General features: G+C 60.0%; 14 protein-coding genes. 7 read left to right on the forward strand and 7 right to left on the reverse strand.

Going from position 1 to position 18,910, the window contains the following annotated elements:
- Positions 1–297 precede the first annotated feature (297 nt).
- On the forward strand, positions 298–1,794 hold the full coding sequence (locus tag FHS83_RS00145; RefSeq protein ID WP_167079679.1) for a TIGR03013 family XrtA/PEP-CTERM system glycosyltransferase: 1,497 nt from the start codon (positions 298–300) through the stop codon (positions 1,792–1,794).
- Here FHS83_RS00145 and FHS83_RS00150 read toward each other — a convergent pair.
- Together FHS83_RS00150 and FHS83_RS00155 are read right to left on the reverse strand one after the other, a co-directional pair.
- Positions 1,745–2,998 carry a glycosyltransferase gene (locus FHS83_RS00150; protein ID WP_167079681.1) on the reverse strand — a complete coding sequence of 418 codons (1,254 nt, stop codon included), beginning with the start codon at positions 2,996–2,998 and terminating at the stop codon, positions 1,745–1,747. The genes FHS83_RS00145 and FHS83_RS00150 overlap by 50 nt on opposite strands.
- Positions 2,995–4,305 carry a nucleotide sugar dehydrogenase gene (locus tag FHS83_RS00155; protein WP_167079683.1) on the reverse strand — a complete coding sequence of 437 codons (1,311 nt, stop codon included), beginning with the start codon at positions 4,303–4,305 and terminating at the stop codon, positions 2,995–2,997. The genes FHS83_RS00150 and FHS83_RS00155 overlap by 4 nt, the downstream gene beginning before the upstream one ends.
- 124 nt (positions 4,306–4,429) lie before the next feature.
- Between FHS83_RS00155 and FHS83_RS00160 the strand changes: the two genes are divergently transcribed.
- The 4 genes from FHS83_RS00160 (at position 4,430) to prsT (ending at position 11,918) form a co-directional block, all read left to right on the forward strand.
- On the forward strand, positions 4,430–5,647 hold the full coding sequence (locus FHS83_RS00160; RefSeq protein WP_167079685.1) for a glycosyltransferase family 4 protein: 1,218 nt from the start codon (positions 4,430–4,432) through the stop codon (positions 5,645–5,647).
- Between the two features lie 88 nt (positions 5,648–5,735).
- On the forward strand, positions 5,736–7,751 hold the full coding sequence (gene prsK, locus FHS83_RS00165; protein WP_167079687.1) for an XrtA/PEP-CTERM system histidine kinase PrsK: 2,016 nt from the start codon (positions 5,736–5,738) through the stop codon (positions 7,749–7,751).
- Positions 7,748–9,115 carry a PEP-CTERM-box response regulator transcription factor gene (gene prsR / locus FHS83_RS00170; protein ID WP_208414145.1) on the forward strand — a complete coding sequence of 456 codons (1,368 nt, stop codon included), beginning with the start codon at positions 7,748–7,750 and terminating at the stop codon, positions 9,113–9,115. Before prsK ends, prsR begins: the two co-directional genes overlap by 4 nt.
- A 16-nt stretch (positions 9,116–9,131) precedes the next feature.
- The gene (prsT, locus tag FHS83_RS00175) at positions 9,132–11,918 is read left to right on the forward strand and encodes an XrtA/PEP-CTERM system TPR-repeat protein PrsT (RefSeq protein ID WP_167079689.1); all 2,787 of its coding nucleotides are present in this window, start codon (positions 9,132–9,134) and stop codon (positions 11,916–11,918) included.
- On the opposite strand, the gene FHS83_RS00180 is transcribed toward prsT, so the two are convergent.
- The 4 genes from FHS83_RS00180 to FHS83_RS00195 are packed head-to-tail and all read right to left on the reverse strand — an operon-like array spanning position 11,899 to position 15,667.
- Positions 11,899–12,468: a hypothetical protein gene (locus tag FHS83_RS00180; RefSeq protein ID WP_167079691.1), complete on the reverse strand. Its 570-nt coding sequence runs from the start codon at positions 12,466–12,468 to the stop codon at positions 11,899–11,901. The two genes, prsT and FHS83_RS00180, sit on opposite strands and share 20 nt — an antisense overlap.
- A complete protein-coding gene (locus tag FHS83_RS00185) occupies positions 12,465–13,487 on the reverse strand; it encodes a GNAT family N-acetyltransferase (RefSeq protein ID WP_167079693.1) in 1,023 nt (340 codons plus the stop codon). Before FHS83_RS00185 ends, FHS83_RS00180 begins: the two co-directional genes overlap by 4 nt.
- Positions 13,487–14,767 carry a putative O-glycosylation ligase, exosortase A system-associated gene (locus FHS83_RS00190; protein WP_167079695.1) on the reverse strand — a complete coding sequence of 427 codons (1,281 nt, stop codon included), beginning with the start codon at positions 14,765–14,767 and terminating at the stop codon, positions 13,487–13,489. The genes FHS83_RS00185 and FHS83_RS00190 overlap by 1 nt, the downstream gene beginning before the upstream one ends.
- A gap of 27 nt (positions 14,768–14,794) precedes the next feature.
- Positions 14,795–15,667 carry a glycosyltransferase family 2 protein gene (locus FHS83_RS00195; protein ID WP_167079698.1) on the reverse strand — a complete coding sequence of 291 codons (873 nt, stop codon included), beginning with the start codon at positions 15,665–15,667 and terminating at the stop codon, positions 14,795–14,797.
- Between the two features lie 183 nt (positions 15,668–15,850).
- Between FHS83_RS00195 and FHS83_RS00200 the strand changes: the two genes are divergently transcribed.
- Both FHS83_RS00200 and FHS83_RS00205 read left to right on the forward strand, forming a co-directional pair.
- Positions 15,851–16,828 carry a glycosyltransferase family 2 protein gene (locus FHS83_RS00200; protein ID WP_167079700.1) on the forward strand — a complete coding sequence of 326 codons (978 nt, stop codon included), beginning with the start codon at positions 15,851–15,853 and terminating at the stop codon, positions 16,826–16,828.
- Positions 16,828–17,775, forward strand: coding sequence for a glycosyltransferase (locus FHS83_RS00205; RefSeq protein ID WP_167079702.1), 948 nt, complete (start codon positions 16,828–16,830; stop codon positions 17,773–17,775). The genes FHS83_RS00200 and FHS83_RS00205 overlap by 1 nt, the downstream gene beginning before the upstream one ends.
- Here FHS83_RS00205 and FHS83_RS19715 read toward each other — a convergent pair.
- A complete protein-coding gene (locus FHS83_RS19715; protein WP_167079704.1) occupies positions 17,751–18,830 on the reverse strand; it encodes a GNAT family N-acetyltransferase in 1,080 nt (359 codons plus the stop codon). The genes FHS83_RS00205 and FHS83_RS19715 overlap by 25 nt on opposite strands.
- Positions 18,831–18,910 lie beyond the last annotated feature (80 nt).

Raw genomic sequence — 18,910 nt, forward strand, 5'->3', positions numbered from 1 at the left:
TAAGGCTCGCGGAAACTGACTGACGCCTGACTCAACAATCGTAAAATCGACCCGCTGGGCCAATTCCAGCCCCTCCTCCGCAGCGGCAGGAAGAGACCGAGCGATCATTTTAATCTTTTATTATCAATGACTTTCCAGAAGCATAAAGGCGTACGGTCGTAACAATGACACCAAAGCCAGGGATCGGCGGCCCCCATTCCCCCGAATTAGTTACAACTCACTCGCATTTAAAAGTGTCTTTTGCCCGACGCCTGATTTGGCTAAGGATGCGCGAGCGGAGCTGGTGGGACCTATCAAATGCAGAACACGCTAGAATTGTCCCAAACTCAAGCGGCCACACTCGCCCGCTTACCATGGGTTGCATCCACCACGCCGAATTATAGGCTGCGCCGCCGCTTCCTGCCGAGCTCCCGCACCACTTTGGCCGGGCTCGATCTCGTCTTTATGGCCGGGTTCATGGCGGCGCTGATCTATGCCGTGCATGCGCGATTGGGCTTCGCCACGCCGGTGCAAACCATCGCGGTGATCCTCACCATGGCGAGCCTGTCGATGGCCTTTGCTTATGCCGCGGGGTGCTATCGCCCCGATGCGCTGGTGAATTTCTCGACCTCGATCACGCGGCTGGTGGTAGCGCTGGCGGTGAGCGCGGCGCTCTCCATGCTGATCATCCATTTCGCTCTGGCGCAGCTCTTTGATGCCCTCGCCTTCCAGAGTGCGAGCCGCAGCCTGACTATCGTGCTGCTCGGCACGGGCGCCAGCCTGATCGCGGGCATGACGACAAGGCCGCTGTTCCTGGCCATGGCACGCCGGCATTGGTTCCGCCGCCATATCCTCATCATCGGCACCGGCATTCGGGCGCAGCATCTGCGCGATCTTTTCCGCCGTTCCGACCGCCGATTGGCAGAACTGCATTTTGTCACCGAAGATTATCTTGGCGGCACTCCCCCCATGGTGGGCGGAGAACCGGTGCGCCCGCTTCCCGAAGTGCAAAGCGTCGCCGAGCTGGAAGATCAGCTTCATATCGATCAGGTGGTCGTGGCGGTGGACGACCTCAACGGGCTGCATTTCGACCATCTCTTGCCTTGGAAGGCCAATGGCGTGCCGGTGTTCGATTTCAATACCTTCCTGGAACGCGAGACCGGCCGCGTCGACCTCACCTGGACCGCCTCGCATTGGCTGGTCTATTCCGAAGGCTTCCGCTTTGGCTTTTTGGATCGCGGGCTGAAGCGCGTGCTGGATATTACGGTGTCGCTGGGGCTGCTGCTCTTGACCTTGCCGACACTGGTAGTGATCGCCTTTGCCATCCTGTTCGAGGATTTCGGGCCGATCTTCTATCGCCAGGAACGCGTCAGTCAGAACGGCAAGACCTTCAAGATCATCAAATTCCGCACCATGCGCGTGGATGCCGAAAAATTCGGCGCGCAATGGGCAAGCCAGAACGATCCGCGCGTCACCCGCATCGGGCGCTTTCTGCGCCGCAGCCGCATCGATGAAGTGCCACAGCTCATCAACGTGCTCTTAGGCGAGATGTCGATGGTGGGGCCGCGGCCCGAACGGCCGGTATTCGTGGACCAGCTCAATGCGCAAATCCGGCTTTATCACCTGCGCCATTCCATCAAGGCCGGCGTCACCGGCTGGGCGCAGATCAACTACCCCTACGGCGCATCCGTGGAAGATGCCGAGAAGAAGCTGGAATACGACCTTTATTACCTGAAGAACTTCAGCGTGCTGCGGGATCTTTCGATCATGCTGCAGACCTTCCGCGTGCTGGTGTTTGCACAAGGCTCTCGCTGAACGGCTTTTGCATCGCATTGATGCAGATGTCTTCGAACACCCGGCCAACCTTGCGTGAGGAGTAGTTCTCCTCGACCAGTTGCCGGGCTGCCAGCGAAAGGCGCCAGCGCAAAGCAGGATCGCGGAGCAGCCGCAGCACAGAGGCCGCGAAGGCTTCCGGGCTGTCAGCATTGAGATAATGCAGCTCTGGCGTCACACCGAGCCCTTCAATCCCAACCGATGTCGAGACCACCGGCAGGCCATAAGCCATCGCTTCAAAGGCCTTGATGCGCGTGCCCCCACCAGCTCTCAGCGGGATAACATAGGCCTGCACATCTTCGAGATATGGGCAAACATCCTTCACAGAGCCGGTGAAATGGCAGGTAAGACCCCGGCGTTTGGTCTCCGCCACCAATCCGGGGTCGGGATTTCGCCCAATCACCCGCATTTGCGCGCCCGGCACTTCCGCGACAATCAGCGGCCACACCTTATCCAGGAACCAGCGCACGCCATCGATATTGGCGAGCGAATCCATGGAGGCGGTGAAAGCGACTACCGGCGGACCTTCCTTGGGCGGATGAAAGGCAAAGTGATCAAGATCGACACCAGTGGGAATAACAGCTGCGGCGACGCCATAGGCTTTCTGAAAAGTGGCGCGGTCGCGCTCCGATACGGCCACCACCCCATCAAAGCGGCGCAAGGATTTCGCCTCGAAGCTGCGCATCTTTTGCCACTGACTTTGCCAGATGCGGCGGGTAATCGGGTTCTTTGCGAGTTCGGCGTGGCGGGCGAAGATTTCCGCCTCCACATTATGGGTGAACAGCACGGAGGGCTTTTCGAGCTTCTCTGGCAGCAGAATGGCGGCGTGGAGGAAATCGGCCACCACCAGATCAGCCCCAGCGATAGCCGATGCTACAGCTCTCGCCGCCGCGCCCGACCAATCCGTAACCACCGAAACCGGCTCGCGCGCCACGAGATAGCGCAGCCGCGTATAATTGTGCAGCGGCCCGCGCGGAAGCTGGGCCCAAGACAGGAACCGATCGCAGAGTGCGAAGAGCTCGGATTGCTCTGTATCCGGAATGACCGGCGGCGCAGGCGAGATCAGCGTGACATCGAAATGCCCGCCCTTCAGCCCCTTCAGCACATGCGCGGTGCGGATTTTTCCGCCCATATCCGCCGGAAGCAGGTAACGCGGCGAAATGAACAACAGCCTCGGGCGCCTCACCAGCAAATCCCCTGATAGCTTTCCAGCCTCTCCAGCCGCGCAACACCTTGCAGATCGACGATGCGGCGCCCTTTCTGCAGGCGCGCCACCGTTTCCGCCTCGGCTGCGCCAAGATGGCCGATCACAATCACTCCAGCCCCCTCCAGCGTTTCCTCCACGCTGTCTTTCAGCAAAGCGCCGAGATGGGGGATTTCCTGCTCGATAAAGGATTTGTTGGCGCCTGTGAGCCGCGCCAGCTCAACATCCTTGTCATAGATCGAAAGGCCATAGCCTTTGCCGATCAGCTTCTCCGCCAAGGCCACCAGGGGGGATTCGCGCATGTCATCCGTACCCGGCTTGAAGGACAGGCCGAAGAAGGCGATCTTCTGGCGCCCGCCACTTGTGATCATCTCGAAGGCGCGGGTGATGTGGCGCTCATTAGAGCTCATCAAGCTGGACAGAAATGGCGTCTCCACCCCGCGAGCGTCCGCCAGGGAGAGAAAGCCGCGCAAATCCTTGGGCAAGCAGGATCCGCCAAAGGCGAAGCCCGGCTTCAGATACGCGGGCGAGATATTCAGCACACGGTCCTCACAGAACACCCGCAAGGCCTCGCGCGCATCAACCCCCAACTCCTTCAGCACCGCCCCCGCCTCATTGGCGAAGCCGATCTTCACCGCATGGAAGATGTTGCAGAGATACTTGATGCTCTCCGCGGTGTATTCGTCGGTTTCGATAAACGGCGCATCAATGTCTTTATAGAGCGCCTTAAGGGTTTCTATCGCGGCAGGATCGCTTGCCCCGATCAAGGTGAAAGGCGGATTCGCGAAATCCTTGATGGCCCGCCCCTCGCGCAAGAATTCCGGGTTATCGGCAATATGCAGGCCCTCGCCCAGCTTGCGCCCGGAGGTGCGCGCCAAAGCCGGCGCGATGCGGTCGCGCACCGTTCCTGGCGGAACCGTGGAGCGGACCACTACCGTATGCGGAGTTGTCTTGGCGGAAATCGCTGCACCGATCTCGACCGTGACATGATCTATGCTTTCGAGCGAAGCGGCCCCAGAGCGGCTGGACGGCGTGCCCACCGAAATGAAGGACACATCGCTTTCGCCTATCGCTTTCTCAACATCCGTTGTGGCACTGAGCCTTCCCGCCGCGACAAGTTCCGCCATGGCTTGCGCCACACCGGGCTCGACAATGGGCGATTGCCCGCGATTGATCATCCCCACCTTATCGGCATTTACGTCAACACCGATCACCTGATGCCCCAGCCGCGCCAGACAAACACCCGACACAACACCGACATAGCCCATACCGAAGATGGAAAGCTTCATGATGTCATCCGCGTTGGTTTCCAGGAAGTGCCCCGCAAATAGATTGCAGACATCATCAGTATTGCCAACCAATAAGAGATGAAGCTTTGATCAGCGAAAGACCAAAGATGCGGAAACAGCACAAATGACCTCTGTCTTAACGGCAACAACACTGTTCCCCAACTGTGCAAGACCGGCCTTCGGTGCTTTCGTTGCGACACGGTTGAGGGAGCTTGTCGGGTCAGGAAAGCTGCATGCGACCGTCATCGCGCCGGTGCCGTTTTTTCCCCTGCCCATCCGGCATCCGCAGCTCGGCCGCATCGATCGTGTTCCGTATCGAGAGGAGTATAGCGGCATGGCAGTTTATCACCCGCGCTATCTCGTCCTTCCCAAAATAGGAATGCGCCTCACCCCATTCACGCTGTATCACGCGATGCACACTACGCTTCGCCAGCTTCTTTCAGAGGGGCATCGCTTCGACCTCATTGATGCGCATTATTTTTATCCAGATGGCGTGGCTGCCGTGCGTCTGGCCAAGGAGTTTGGCCTGCCCGTCGTGGTCACAGCCCGTGGCACGGATATCAATCTCATTCCCCGGTTTTCCGGGCCGCGGCGCGCCATTCTTGACGCTGCCGCCAAGGCCGATGGCGTGATCACGGTCTGCCAGGCCCTGAAAGACGAGATGGTGGCGCTCGGCGCGCAAGGCTCGAAAATCCGCGTATTGCGCAACGGCGTCGATCTTAAGCTTTTCCATCCCAAGGATCGCGACAAGGACCGCACCGCACTAGGGCTGCACCGCCGCACCCTTGTGAGTGTGGGCTGGCTGATCGAGCGCAAAGGCCATCATCACGTGATTGCCGCGATGCCGGAATTGCCAGACACCGATCTTCTCATCGTGGGCGACGGCCCGGAACGCGCCGCGCTTGAACGCCTTGCCGCCCGACTGGGCGTTGGCGGCAGGGTGCGCTTTCTTGGCATGCGTGCGCAAAAAGACCTTCCCGCGATCTATCGCGCAGCAGACGCGCTCGTGCTCGCCTCCTCGCGCGAAGGCTGGGCCAATGTGCTGCTCGAGGCGATGGCCTGCGGCACGCCGGTGGTGGCTTCCAATGTTTGGGGCACGCCCGAAGTCGTAGCAAGCCCGGTCGCGGGAGTCTTGATGAAGCAGCTTGATGCGGCGGGCGTTGCCGAGGCTGTCGTAAGATTGTTCAAAAGCCTCCCCACCCGCGGCGACACCCGTCTTTACGCGGAACAATTCGGCTGGGCGCCGACAACGCAAGGGCAGATCGCTTTATTCCGCGAGATCCTGGAACGCCGCACGCGTCATCATTCCGTCCCGACACTGGCGTCAAATCCACACTTGTAATTATTGCTTACGTTTCTTGCTCGGTTTCGTTGAGTGGCCACGCGCCCCTTGCTACTGCTTAAGTACAACAAACCAAAAACTCGGGCGCATGGGTCAAGGACTCTCCCTATTTGCAGGATTCCTGACGGGGCTCGGCTTTGCCGGATTTTCCGTTGCATTGCCCGTGTGGGGCAAGCGAACTTGGCCAAATGCATTTCTTTCCATCGCGGCGGCGGCAACCTCGCTCTGGGCCATTACGATCCTCCTTGTGGGAGCGGACATCGCCAATCCCGCCATCGCGCGTACGGCGGCATCTTTGCGTGAAGGCTGCTGGATCGCGCTTACCATCGCGCTGTTGCGCCAGGACGCGCCGCAGCACAGCCTGTGGCGCAGACTTGCGGTATGCGCCGCCCTGCTGGTTGGCTTTGACATTTTCCTGACGGTGCGCGACGGCACCATCGATACGGGTCTTGGTCTTCGTCTTAGCCCGCCGCTCACCCATTTCGCCGTGGCGGTAATGGGGCTGATCCTCACCGAAAACCTTTATCGTAACGCCAGCCGCTCCCGGCTGTGGTCGGTGAAGCTCTTGATCGCGGGGCTGGCAAGCCTTTACGGCTATCACATCGTGCGCGAAATTCCGCCCCTTCTTGGCGGCGAGATGATCGTGCCTTTCGCTCTGGCCGAGCCACTTCTTTATCTGGTCTGCCTGCCGTTGTTTGTGGTGACGGCGGTGCGTAGCCAATCCTTGCGGCTGAAGGTTCATTCCTCGCGCCGTGTCGTCTTTCATTCCGCCACACTGATCGTAGCGGGTATTATCCTTCAAGGCACTGCCGCGGCCGCGCTTTATGTGCGCCATTTCGGCGGCACCCCCGCGACGGTACTGGCCATCGTGCTGGGCTTCTCGTCTTTGGTGGCGCTGATCGTGGCGCTCTCTGCCGAAACGGTGCGCTCGCAAATCCGTACCTTCATCAACGAGAACTTCTACAGCTACAAATACGATTACCGCCAGGAATGGATGAAGTTCAATCAATCGCTCACCCGCTATGAAGATCGCGGCGGGCCGGAGCGCGCGCTGTTCGCCCTGTCCGATCTTTTGGATAGCCCAGGAGGCGCGATTTTCGTGCGTCGCCAAGGCTGGAAACAATTCGCGCGGCTCGCCTATTCCACCTTCGGGGAAAATCTGGGCCCAATCCAGGAGAGCGATCCGCTTCTGGCGACAATGACGGATCCTGGCTGCGCCTTTATCGAAGCCAGCACGCAGAGCGTCTGGCTAACGCGTTTTCCTGAAGCCTGGCTAGTGGTGCCGCTGTTCCACCAAAACACGCTGATCGCGTTTTGCCTTCTAGGTAAGCCGCGCGCAGCCAAAAGGCTTGATTGGGAAGATCGCAGCTTGGTGGGACTCATCGCCAGCCAGCTCGCCGCCGCGCTGGTACATGAGCAAACTGCGCTGGCGCTCGCCGATAGTCAGCAGCTTGCCGAGTTCAACAACCGCGTCAGCTTCGCTTTGCACGATCTAAAAAATACCGCCGGACAGTTAAACCTTCTGGTGCAGAACGCGGAGAAGTTCGGCGATGACGCCGCCTTCCGCTCCGACATGATGGATACCATCCGCCATGCTGGCGATAATCTGCAAAAACTGATCGGCAAGCTGCGCGACGGCGATACGCCACGGCCCGCAAAAACCAAAAGCAGCGTTATCCTCAATGAAGTTCTATCGCGGTGCGCACGAAAGCGGCCGGGCGTGGTTGTGGCGGAAGAAAGCCCCCAGGCGTTGGCTTTGAGCCAGCCTTCGACCTTCGAAAGCGCGCTCGATCACGTTATCGCCAATGCGACCGAGGCAAGCCCTGAGCCGGGCAGCGTATCGCTGTCGCTCGTATCGCGCGAAGGGCGGCTATGTGTTTGCGTACGCGATCAGGGGCCAGGCATGAGCGAGGAATTTCTCGCGCGAGAACTCTTTAGACCCCTGCGCACCACAAAAAAGAAGGGGCTTGGCATTGGCGCATATCAGGCGCGCGCGCTGATGCGCGAATTGGGCGGAGATATAGAGGTGGAAAGCATTGTCGGACAAGGCACCAGCGTGTGGCTGATCCTGCCGCAGGCGCAAGATGCGGAGACGCTGTCATGATGCGCAATGTGGAACCGCGCAACAAAATCCAACGCATTCTTTTGGTCGAAGACGATCAGGGTCTGCAAAAACAGATGCAATGGGCGCTTCACCCAGCCCCTGTCGTCACGGCCGGCACGCGTAGCGAAGCGCTGCGGGCATTCGAGGACGGCGACATCCGCCTTGTCATTCTCGATCTCGGACTTCCGCCAGATCCGGATGGCGCCACGGAGGGCTTGCGCATTCTTGATGCTATCCTGTCGAGCGCGCCGCAAACCAAGGTGATCATCCTGTCGGGCAATGCGAACCGCGAAGTGGCCGTGGCGGCGGTGGCGCGTGGCGCCTTCGATTTTGTCTCCAAGCCGGTTGATATCGAGGTCCTGAAGCTGATCGTGCAGCGCGCGGAACGCATGTTCGAGTTGGAAGAGGAAAACCGTACCCTTCGTGCCTATGCGGATAAGCGCATGCCCGGCTTTGTCTATGGCTCATCACAGATGCAGCAGGTCGCCCAGACCATCGAACGCGTGGCACGCACCGATGCAAGCGTGCTGGTGTTGGGTGAAAGCGGCACGGGCAAGGAACTGATCGCGCGGGCGCTGCATGAATCCTCTCCGCGCGCGAACGCCAAGCTGGTGGCGATAAATTGCGCCTCCATCCCGGAGAATCTTCTGGAGAGCGAGCTTTTCGGCCACGAACGCGGCGCCTTCACCGGCGCCGTGAAGCAGACGCTCGGCAAGTTCGAAATCGCCGATAAGGGCACGCTCTTTCTGGACGAGATCGGGGACATGCCGCTGGCTCTGCAAGCCAAGCTTCTGCGCTTTCTGCAAAGCAAGCAGCTTGAGCGCGTGGGTGGGCGTCAGACATTATCGGTCAATGTGCGGGTGATCTCCGCAACCAACCAGCCGCTCACCGCTCTGGTGAAAGAAGGCCGCTTCCGCGAAGATCTCTATTACCGGCTGAATGAAATTCGCATCGACCTGCCGGCCCTGCGCGACCGCGATGGCGACGCCATCATCCTAGCGCAGCATTTTAGGGGTCTTTATGCGCGCGAGCATGGGCGCAACCTGAAGGGCTTCACCAAAGACGCACTGATGGCGCTGCAAGCCCATAAATGGCCCGGCAATGTGCGCGAACTCGAAAACCGCGTGAAGCGTGCCGTGATCATGACCGATGGCCCGCTGATCACCGCCGAGGACCTCGAGCTTGTCGCCGACGGCAAGCCACGCAACCTTAACCTGCGCGATCATATGCGCGAACTCGAAGGCGCCTTGCTGCGCGAGGCCCTCGCCGTTTCCGACGGAAATGTCTCCAAGGCCGCCAAGCTGATGGGGATCAGCCGCCCGCAAGTCTACAACCTTTTGAGCGCCCAGAAGCGGCGCGCCTGATCAATGGGAGAACGCCATGGCCAAACTTCCCCTCTATGGGACGCTCGCCGCTCTTGTGCTGTGTGCGCCGGCTGACGCCGCTATCGGCACGCAGCCACCGCAGTCCAGCAACAGCCCTTCCGGCTTAGGTGATCTCTTGCGCCAAGCGCGCCAAGCCATGAGCCAAGGCCGCGCCAATGTCGCGGTGTTGTATTTGAAAAATGCCGTGGCTTTGGCGCCCAAGAATGCCGATGTGCGGCTGGAGCTTGGCTATGCCTATTTGCGCTCCGGGGATGCGGCCTCGGCCGAACGCGAATTGCGCACCGCGCGCAGTTCTGGCGCGCAAGACGCGCGTGCCTTGCCGATCCTTTTTGAAGCCATGCTGGCGCGGCGCGAGAACCAGCAGATCCTGGATCAATTCCCCGCCCCAGGCAATGACGACCGCAGCCCGTTGGCGGCGGCGACCTGGCGCGCCCGCGCCCTGGCGCAGTATGAACTTGGCCATATCGATGAGGCGCAGCAATATCTCGATACCGCGCTCGCCTTCAACCGCGAGGTGCAGACCCTGGTCGCACGCGCGCGCATCGCCAAAGACCGCCACGACACCGACACCACGCTGAAACTCCTCAACGAAGCCGCAGCCAAGGCACCCAATGACCAATCCGTGCTGCTGACCAAGATCAGCGCCTTGCAATCGGCCAATCGCGCCAACGAAGCCCTGCCGGCCGCTGATACGCTGGTGAACCGGTATCCCGACACCCCCGTGTCGCGACTGGCGCGGGCGAGCGTGCTGATGCAGATCGGACAAGACGCCAAGGCGCGCGGCGATGTCGATGCGGTGCTGGCGCGCTGGAAAACCCTGCCCCAAGCGCAATATCTGAAAGCTATGCTGCTCGACCGCGCCAAAGACCCCAAAGGCGCATGGATGATCGCGCAGGCATTGCCGCCCGAGTTCATCAATGCGCGACCGGAAAACGCGATGATGGTTGCGCGTATGGCGGCGCTCTCCGGACATAATGACGTAGCTATGACAATTCTTTCCGGGGCCGCGTCGCGCTTTCCAAATGTCGCCGAGCCTCGTCTGTTCCTGGCCAGCCAATATCTGCGCGAGAAGAACGCCCAGCGCGCGCTCGACACACTGCAACCCTTGCACGATAGCACCGACCCGCGCGTGGCCATGCTGCTTGGCCAGACTTATACCGCCCTTGGCCAATCCGCCAAGGCGACAGAGTATTTCGACCGAGCGGGCGATCATGGCAGCGATCTGACTAAGCGCCAGGCCGCCATCGCCAGCATTCGCGCAGGCGACAATGAGGCGGCGGTGCGCCAACTCCGTGATGTCTTCGCCAAAGACCCCGCAGATCAGATCACCGCCGGCATGCTGATCACGGCACTGGTGCGCAGTGAAGATTTGAAAGGTGCTGACGATATTGCGCGCCGTTTGGTGGCCGCTGCTCCAAAAAGCGCCTATGGCCCGCTCTATCAAGGCCAGATCGCCATCGCGCGTAAGGACTACAACGCCGCTATAGCAAGCTTCGACCGGGCGTTGGCGCTCGATCCTAAGCTTCAGATCGCGCTTTATGATCGTGCCCTGGCACGGGCCGGAGCGGGCGATGCCGTGGGTGCCGGAAAAGACCTTGATGCTGTCCTTGCCCGCGATCCCGGCAATAGCACCGCGATGATCCGCGCCGCGGAACTTTCCTTGCGTCTGGGTCAGGATGCCAAGGCGGAAGGCTATCTGAAACGCGCGGCAGCGAGCGATCAGAAGAGCGTTACCCCATCTTTGGCGCTGGCGAGCTATTATCTCAGCCGCAAGCGTATCAAGGAAGCTTCTGCCGTGGTCGCGGCAGCGCGCCAGCGGGCACCAAAAGATAACAACGCGGCGGCGCTGCAGGGCGAAATTCAGCTCGCCTCCGGCCAGACAGATGCTGCGCTGGCGACCTTCAGGCCCCTTGCCGCGGCGCTACCGAACTCGCCACAGATCCAGCTTCTTCTGGCAAGTGCATTGGTTGCGAAGAAGGATAACAAAGGCGCCGAAGCTGCCTACAAGCGCAGCCTCGCCCTCGCGCCGCAATTCACCATTGCCCGCACCGCGCTGGTGCGCTTCGCGAGCGACACCGGCAACACCTCTCTCGCGCTCGCCACAGCCGAGGAAGGAACCCAGAAAGACCCAAGCGCAACCAGCGATATTCTTTACGCCACCACGCTGGCGCGGCTAGGCAAGCGAGACCAAGCCATCATGGTTATGCGCCAGGGCTTTGCCAAACATCCAAGCGTGCCGAGTGTCATCGTGCTCAGCCAGCTTCTGCGCCAGGCCAAGAAAGCGCGCGAGGCCGATCAGGTGTTAGCGGAATGGACCGATAAACATCCGGCTGACATGGCCGTGCGTCTGGAATTGGCGCAAGGCCTTATGCAGACCAACCCTACCCTCTCCGAGGCACAGTTTCGCACCGTGCTGAAGACAGACCCCAACAACATGATCGCGCTCAACAATCTTTCCTGGCTGCTGCAGAAGCGCGACACAAAACAGGCGCTCGCCTTTGCCGAACGCGCCGCTAAACTGGCGCCGCAAACGCCAGCGGTGCTCGATACGCTCGGCTGGGTGAAGTGGCTTTCCAAAGATGTGCAAGGCGCGCTCACGACGCTGCAGAAAGCCCATGATGCCGAGCCGCAGAACGCCGAAATCGCCTACCATCTCGCGGTCGTGCAGAATGCCACTGGGCGCAAAGCCGATGCAAAAAAGACTCTCGCCGCCGTGATGGCCTCGAACCAGCAATTCTCAGAACGGGCCGACGCGATGGCGCTTAGCGGGACGCTGCGCTGACCTCTTCGCCTAGGAGGTCGCGCGCATCCATGCTGATCTTGACCAGCGCCTCCCAGGCGTTGCGGCAGGTGTCGCTATCGCGGACCGATTTGAGCGCTGCGAGCTTGCCACGCAGTGCCTCATAGCGGTGCAGAAAAAGCTTATCGGCATGCGGAAGATCGGGAAACGGAAACTCCGCGATCTTACGGCAATCGGCAATGCGCTCAGGGGAGAGGGTCTCATCCGTGCAAGGCATCCGCCCCAGCGTATTGCGGATGCACTCGCGCAAGGCATGGAGCTGCTGCGGCAGGGGTTCGTGGACCGCGGGTGTGATGGTGCGAGAGGCGACAACCTCTAAGCTCGGCCGCTTGCCCTCTCGCGCCCGGGCGTTGATGCGCGCGGCCCGGATCACCGCTCTGCCCCAAAGGCGGGCGGCGACCAGCGCCAGAATCCCGCTGATCAGAATTTGCCAATCATAGAGCCATCGCAGCAATTCGCGTGCTGCCACCGGCAATACCGTGTGGCCGAAGAATTGAAACCAGCTCCCAAGCGTTGCCCAGAATTCGCTCATGCGCGCGCCTCCTGCCGCAGTTTGCTTTCGCGCTCAGGGGCAGACAAGAAAGGCGCAGCGTGGAACGCAACGGAAGCTGCGCGATTTTCCCCTTCCTGTCGCCGCATTGCACGCATCATCCGCATAGGGAGGATTTCGCGCAAATAGACCGAAAGGCCGGCCGTAGTTGTAACATTGGCGGCAATGACGCCGATCCGCCGCACGCAATCTTTCGCCCAATCGCGCTTATAGGGATCATCACCCCGGCCGAAATCCAATTCGGCGATCGCATCGCTATCGAGCACAGCGGCGGCCATCACAGCGGTAAGCAGCGTTCCCGGCGAATAGGCATCGTGATCGCGCCGGTGTACGAGTTTAAAGATCGTTGCCCGTCCCTGTGCCACCAGCCATATCTGCGCTGCTACCGCCTCTCCGCCGAGGCGCATCAGGCCCATACGCACCATGCCCTCCGCACCAAGACGTTCCACCATGAGCGGCAGAAAGCCCGGATGCGGCTCGGCTCCCTTCCAAGAGGCTTCCCGGATTGCTTCGTAAAGCTTCATCGCCTCGGAAAAATTATCGCGCAGCACGGTGAATTGCGCGCCCGCCTTCTCGGCCGCAGACGCCTTGCGGCGCCACGTATTGCGCAACCGAGAGGGTCGCTCGGCCCAATAGGAAGTGAATCCGGAAACTTTCTCCCTACGGCAGATGAAATGGCCATAGCAGGCCAGCGCCAGCCCGGACTGGCCAAGCCCATCCAGAAAGGCGGCGGTCACCGGATCCTCCGCATCCATCGCATCAAGGCGCAGCACCGTCCGCACATAGGTTTTCGCCTTTGCGCCCAACGCGCGGGCACTTTCGACATTCTCCGCCATAGGGGCATAACGGGTTGTGTAAGGCGCCGTCAGCCCGCGCGCACCACGCATGCTCACCGCGATCGGTAAAATCGCATCGCCTTCGCGTGCCATTTCAGCGCATTCCCCCGCCGCCAAGGTGGTTTCGGCGAGAGCGCCAAACCATGCAGGAGAGAGCTCCGCCATCACGCCGCTGCCGCCAAGGGTGCCGGTCGGAATTGAGCCCGCTCCCGCCGCGCCGACACCTGCCGCGAGAGGGGAAGCAGCAGACACACCGCAATGACAAAGAGGTCATAATAGGCAAGGCTCAAAGCCGCGCCGGAAACGCAGAACACAATCAGGCTCGCCTGCAGGGCTGTGGCGAGCTCTCCACCCCAGCGATATTCTGGCAAGCGCCGTCCCGTCCGGATAATCGCGGTGGTTTTCAAAAACGCGCCAGCCAGAATGAGAAGATAGAGGATCAAGCCGATATAGCCGTGCTCTCCCAAGACCTGGAAATAGATGCTGTGCGCGGCATGATTCAACTCGTCAGGGAAATAGCGGTGAAAGACGGGCGCCAGTTGCGGACCATAAAATCCCGCGCCGAAGGGGAAGTAGTCTTCGGCAGTATGCATCGCCACCTGCCAGGCGACCAAGCGGCCGTGCACGGATTCATCACTTTGGACAGACTCCACCGAATTCATCGTCCGCATGCGGTCGAAATAGGCAGCGGGCATGAAATGCAGCGTGAAGGCGATCAAGGCGGAAGCAACAGCGAGATAGGTGAAGCGATGCTTCATCCGCATCAGCCCCATCACTCCCAGAACCGCAAGCCCAATCAGCGCGCCACGCGAATAGGTGCCAATCACTGCAATCACCGTCAGCACCATGCCCGCAAGAAGCCCGAACTGCACCCGCCTGTCGCTGCTTTGCTGACGCAGATATTGCGCCAAGGGAAGGCTCATCAGCATAGCGACCGCAAGCTGATTGTTGTCGTTGATCATTGAGCCGGAAGGGCCCAGCACGTGGTTATTCCCACCCGTAATGATGGTGAAAAGCCCGCCTTTGACGCCGTAGTAAAAGAGCGAAATCACCGCCACCCAAACGACCGCCTGAAACCGCACGCGATTGGTGACGACAGAGGCCAAAAGAATGCCGAGCGCAAAGGTCTTCCAGGTCCGGTCCCAATAGCCCCAGGACCATGCGGGATCATAAGCGAAGAAGGTTCCGAGCGTGGTCCAGAGAAGAAAGCCCAGCACGGCCCATAATATAAAACCGTTCGGCGGAAGCTTTTTCTCTTTCGACAAGAGCCAAGCCAAAAGCGTAACCCCGGCAATGAGCATATTGGTTGAGCTCATGAAGCCATAGGTCTCGCGATGCGGGTTCTGCAGCGTGAACCACTCCCAGATCAGCACCCCAACAAAAGGCCAGCGCAGCGTCATACCGAGCCCGGCCAAGATTGCGATGAGAAGTAGAATTTCGCGCAAGGTGAGAACCTTTTGGAACGATAGACATCAAGCCATTTGGCGATGGAACAACGGCGTCTTCACAATGGCGGCGAGATTTCGAAGCGGTCGATGGCCAAGAAGCGCTGCGCGCAAGAGATAGCGGCTTCCAGTTATAAGAGCTCCATGGCAAAGCGCGATCCGCCCCGCGTTGCCAAGCCTTTCGCCCAATATCGCCCGGCGCTCCGCGTCGGAAAGTTCCGCGCCGAAAGCCTTCACATGCCGCATAATCATTGGCAGCACATAGCGCGCATGGTCCTCTGCGCGATACGCCGAGAGCGAGGCAGGCTGAACGTGAATGCGCGCGAGACTTTGCGCAACGTAAGAAAGCCTCCCAGCCCGCGCCAGGCGGACCCAAAGATCCTGATCCTCGCCCACGCGTAAACGTTCGTCGAACCCGCCAAGCTTCAACAGCAGCTCGCGGGGGGCAAGCACTGTTGGTGTCGAGACGAAATTCTGTTGCAGCAGGGCTTTCCATGCGTCAACGCCCTCATGCGTCGGGCGGCCCCGGAACGTATCGCCCATAGAAGAACCGTCGCTCGCGAATTCTTCCGAGGCGCAGAAGACAAGGCTTGTTCCGGGTACGCAGAGGGCACATTGGCGCTCGAGCTTTTGCGGCAGCCACTCATCATCTGCATCCAGAAAGGCGATCCAGTCCCCAACCGCTGCCCGAATGCCAGTGTTGCGCGCCGCCGCCGCGCCCATCTGCCGGTCATGACGCAGAACGCGCACGCCATTGCCAAGGGAGACGGCATCTCGGCTTGCATCATCCACCACGATAATTTCCGTAAGCGGAACAGTTTGCCGGAAGACGGACTCCAGCGCACGCCGCAAGGTTGCTGCGGCGTTATAGGCCGGAATCACGACGCTGATACGCGGCATTGAAGAGGGCCTCCAGAAGCCGTCACAATACCGACTGACATGCTTTTGTATAGATCGCGTCGGCTAAATGAGATGACGCTAACGATGCGGAATACGTGCCACTGGAGTCACAATCGGAACAATTCACACAGCTTTGTCATTTGATCGCCTCATTGCAGCAAAGCTCGTGTATAGATGCGCAACATGACGAAATCGCCTGCCATCTCCGTTGTCATTGCGACGCGCGACCGCCCCGCGCAACTCGCAAGGCTCTTGCATTGCGTCAAGGACCAGGACTTTTCCAATTTCGAATGCATCGTGGTGGACGATGCGTCCAGTGATCAGACCCTGCATCTTTATGAAGAGCTGTGGCGCGAGCTTGACGCGCGCTTCATCCTGTTACGGCAGGAAAGCGGCGCAAAGGGACCGTCCTTTTCCCGTAACAAAGGCATTCGCGCGGCGCTAGCGCCCTTTGTGGCGTTTTGCGATGACGACGATATGTGGACGCGCCGCGATCATCTTTCCTGCGCACTTGACGCGCTCATAGCACATGGCGCGGATTTCTTTTTCGCAAATATGCGGACCAGCCGGAATGGCGAAGTACTGGGCGCGGATTTCTATGGCCGCATCCGGCACATCTTGACCAGAACGATACTCAGCGATGGGGTCTTCGAAGTTGCCCCCAAAGAACGCGCGGCGGCGATGCAGCACATCTTCATTCACTGCAACAGCATGGTGGTGTCACGCCACCTCTTGCACAGCGCGGGACTCTACTGGGAAAAGCTGTTTATGGCGGAGGACCGCGATTTCGCTTTACGCCTTCTCGACCGCGCTAAACGTGTCGTCTATCGCGATGAGGTGGTGGCCGATTACGACCGTACGGCCATCGCAGGACTCTGCAAATCCTACACCGAGGATGAAATCCGCAGTTTCGTGATCCTCGCCATGCTGCACGCGGAAACCCAGATGAACGATACACAACTGCTGGCCGTCGCGCGCGGCTATCGCGCCTGGATGCTGTACGAACTAGCGCAAAGCGCCCGCCAGGAAGGCCGCCAGGCGGAAGCGCGAGAACTGGCGTTGCAGTCCGTTCTCTTGCGCCCAACCCTCGCCGCCCTGAAACAGCTTCTCTCCTTGAGACTTTATAGGGCTCCCCGCCTGGCGGAAGGGCGCGCACGCTGATGCCGCCCGCCGTCTCTGTGGTAATCGCCACCAAGAATCGCCCCACCTATCTCAAGCGCTTGCTCCTTTGTGTGCGGGATCAAGACCTCACTGATTTGGAATGCATCGTGCTGGACGATGGCTCCGACGCAGCGACCTTGGCAGCCTATGATGAGATCTGGCGCGAGTTGGATGGCAGGTTCACGCTGGTTAAGCGCGAAGACCGCCACACGGGAGGCCCTTCGAAGGCGCGCAACCGCGGCATTTCTTTGGCGCGCGGTACCTATGTTGCTTTCTGCGATGATGATGATCGCTGGATATGCCGCGATCACCTCTCCACCGCAGTGCGCGGCATGGAAACGTATGGCGCCGATCTCTTCTTCGCCGCGATGCAGACAGGTGCGAATGGCGAAGTGATCGATCCCGATCTGTACGCTCCCGCGCGACCCGCGCTGCAACGCTACCCGATCGAGGACGAAGCGGATCTCTTCGAGGTTCCCGTTTCCTCCATGACCAGGTTGCTGCGTCATAGAACATTGCACACAGACACTATCGTAGCCGCGCGGGCGCTTCTGATCGAGGCCGGTCTCTATTGGGAGAAGACAAATCTCGCGGAGGACCGCGACTTTTCCTTCCGCCTCACCGACCGGGCGCGGAAAATCCTCTTTCGTGCGACGCCTTCCGCCGAATTGGAAGTAAGCCCGCATACCAGCCTTTACCGCACCTTTGCGGAGCGCGAGAAAGCTCTGTGGTCTTATCTTGCCACGCTGCATAGCGAACTTCAGGTGCGCAATCCGGTTCTCCGGCGGCTCTGCCGCGCGGTCAGGGCTTGGGACATGCTCGATCTTGGCAAAAGCGCATTGAAGGAAGGCCGTTTCCAGCTCTCCCGCCATTTCGCGCGCGAATCCTTCTTCCTGCACCCAAGCCTTTCGGCGCTTCGTCTTTACATCGCGGGCTTGGCACGCTGAACCGCCCAATGGGCCAATTGCTCTGCGATCACGCCGAGACTTGGGCGCCGATAGCGCCGCCAGCACAATTCATAGCGTTCGAGGCCTAGCGACGATTTCAATTGATTGGTTCCGGCAAGAAAATCGTAGGTAAGCAGCCCCCGTGCTGCGTAGTGCTCCATGGCGGCGGCGTGACAGAGATAGCCCGGGCGGGCCACCTCCTCCGCAAAGCCGCTTTGATAGCTCGACACCACACCATTGCGCTGAAAATTATAGAGATAGCCTAAAAGCCGGGATCCAGCCTCGAGCCTCAGCAACTCGACACTGCCATCTTCGATGCCCGTGGATATCACCGCATGATGAAACGGCTCGAAAATCGGATTATCAAAAGCGTGATGCTTGCGCCGCTTTTCCCAGGAGCGGATGTGCAAAGCCTTGAGCTCAGCGAAATATGCGAGCGCCTCGTCTTTGTCTTTCGCAGCCGTGATGGCGACATTACCGCCGGCGTCGCGAAGGTTCCGCCTGAGCTGCTGCCGGGTGTTACGGCTGACGCATTGCGCCACGCCGGTCTCGGCCACTTTGCGCAGATCCGTGCGATAGGCAAAGCGTATATTCTCCGCCGAAGATATCTCCCGGGGCAAAGCGCCTTTATGCTGCGACATGCCCGGCACCACCAGCTCTCGCGCGCCAAACGCGCCTTCCGCGAAAAACTCCAGAAGGCCGAGCCATAGCGCCCCCTCCTCAACGCCCGCGAGCGCAAAGCCGTTATGCTCGATCATCACGCCATCGGCTTGCGGATCACCGATGGTGTTTAGAAAAGCCTGCCGCACAGGGAAAAGATGGGCTTGCCAGCCATGCCGCCACGTCACCAGCGCCAGAGCATGCGTGCTGTCACCGCGCGATGCCCTTAGAAGCGAAAAACGCTCGGGCCAGGACGACAGCATGGCATTGATCCAGGACCAGGAGAGAAAGAAGGAATGCGCACCGGCAGCATCCAGCGCGCGCCATTCGCGCTCCAATGCCGCGCGTGACGGAAGCTTCTCCAACCGGAAATAAATCTCGCGCGAATCCCTCACGCCTGCCTCATCGCGGCATTTGTTTGTGCCGCTACATTTTGATACCACGCTCTTGCAGCTTTGACAGCAGCATGGAGAAA

The organism is Rhizomicrobium palustre, from assembly GCF_011761565.1.
Taxonomy (GTDB): Bacteria; Pseudomonadota; Alphaproteobacteria; order Micropepsales; family Micropepsaceae; genus Rhizomicrobium; species Rhizomicrobium palustre.

What these genes read in the sequence shown, in the direction of transcription:
- FHS83_RS00155 (WP_167079683.1), bottom strand. Translation starts at nt 4,305, where the DNA reads ATGAAGCTTTCCATCTTCGGTATGGGCTATGTCGGTGTTGTGTCGGGT.
- FHS83_RS00160 (WP_167079685.1), top strand. Translation starts at nt 4,430, where the DNA reads ATGACCTCTGTCTTAACGGCAACAACACTGTTCCCCAACTGTGCAAGA.
- prsK (WP_167079687.1), top strand. Translation starts at nt 5,736, where the DNA reads ATGGGTCAAGGACTCTCCCTATTTGCAGGATTCCTGACGGGGCTCGGC.
- FHS83_RS00185 (WP_167079693.1), bottom strand. Translation starts at nt 13,487, where the DNA reads ATGGCGGAGCTCTCTCCTGCATGGTTTGGCGCTCTCGCCGAAACCACC.
- FHS83_RS00205 (WP_167079702.1), top strand. Translation starts at nt 16,828, where the DNA reads ATGCCGCCCGCCGTCTCTGTGGTAATCGCCACCAAGAATCGCCCCACC.
- FHS83_RS00200 (WP_167079700.1), top strand. Translation starts at nt 15,851, where the DNA reads ATGACGAAATCGCCTGCCATCTCCGTTGTCATTGCGACGCGCGACCGC.
- FHS83_RS00195 (WP_167079698.1), bottom strand. Translation starts at nt 15,667, where the DNA reads ATGCCGCGTATCAGCGTCGTGATTCCGGCCTATAACGCCGCAGCAACC.
- prsR (WP_208414145.1), top strand. Translation starts at nt 7,748, where the DNA reads ATGATGCGCAATGTGGAACCGCGCAACAAAATCCAACGCATTCTTTTG.
- FHS83_RS00145 (WP_167079679.1), top strand. Translation starts at nt 298, where the DNA reads ATGCAGAACACGCTAGAATTGTCCCAAACTCAAGCGGCCACACTCGCC.
- prsT (WP_167079689.1), top strand. Translation starts at nt 9,132, where the DNA reads ATGGCCAAACTTCCCCTCTATGGGACGCTCGCCGCTCTTGTGCTGTGT.
- FHS83_RS00180 (WP_167079691.1), bottom strand. Translation starts at nt 12,468, where the DNA reads ATGAGCGAATTCTGGGCAACGCTTGGGAGCTGGTTTCAATTCTTCGGC.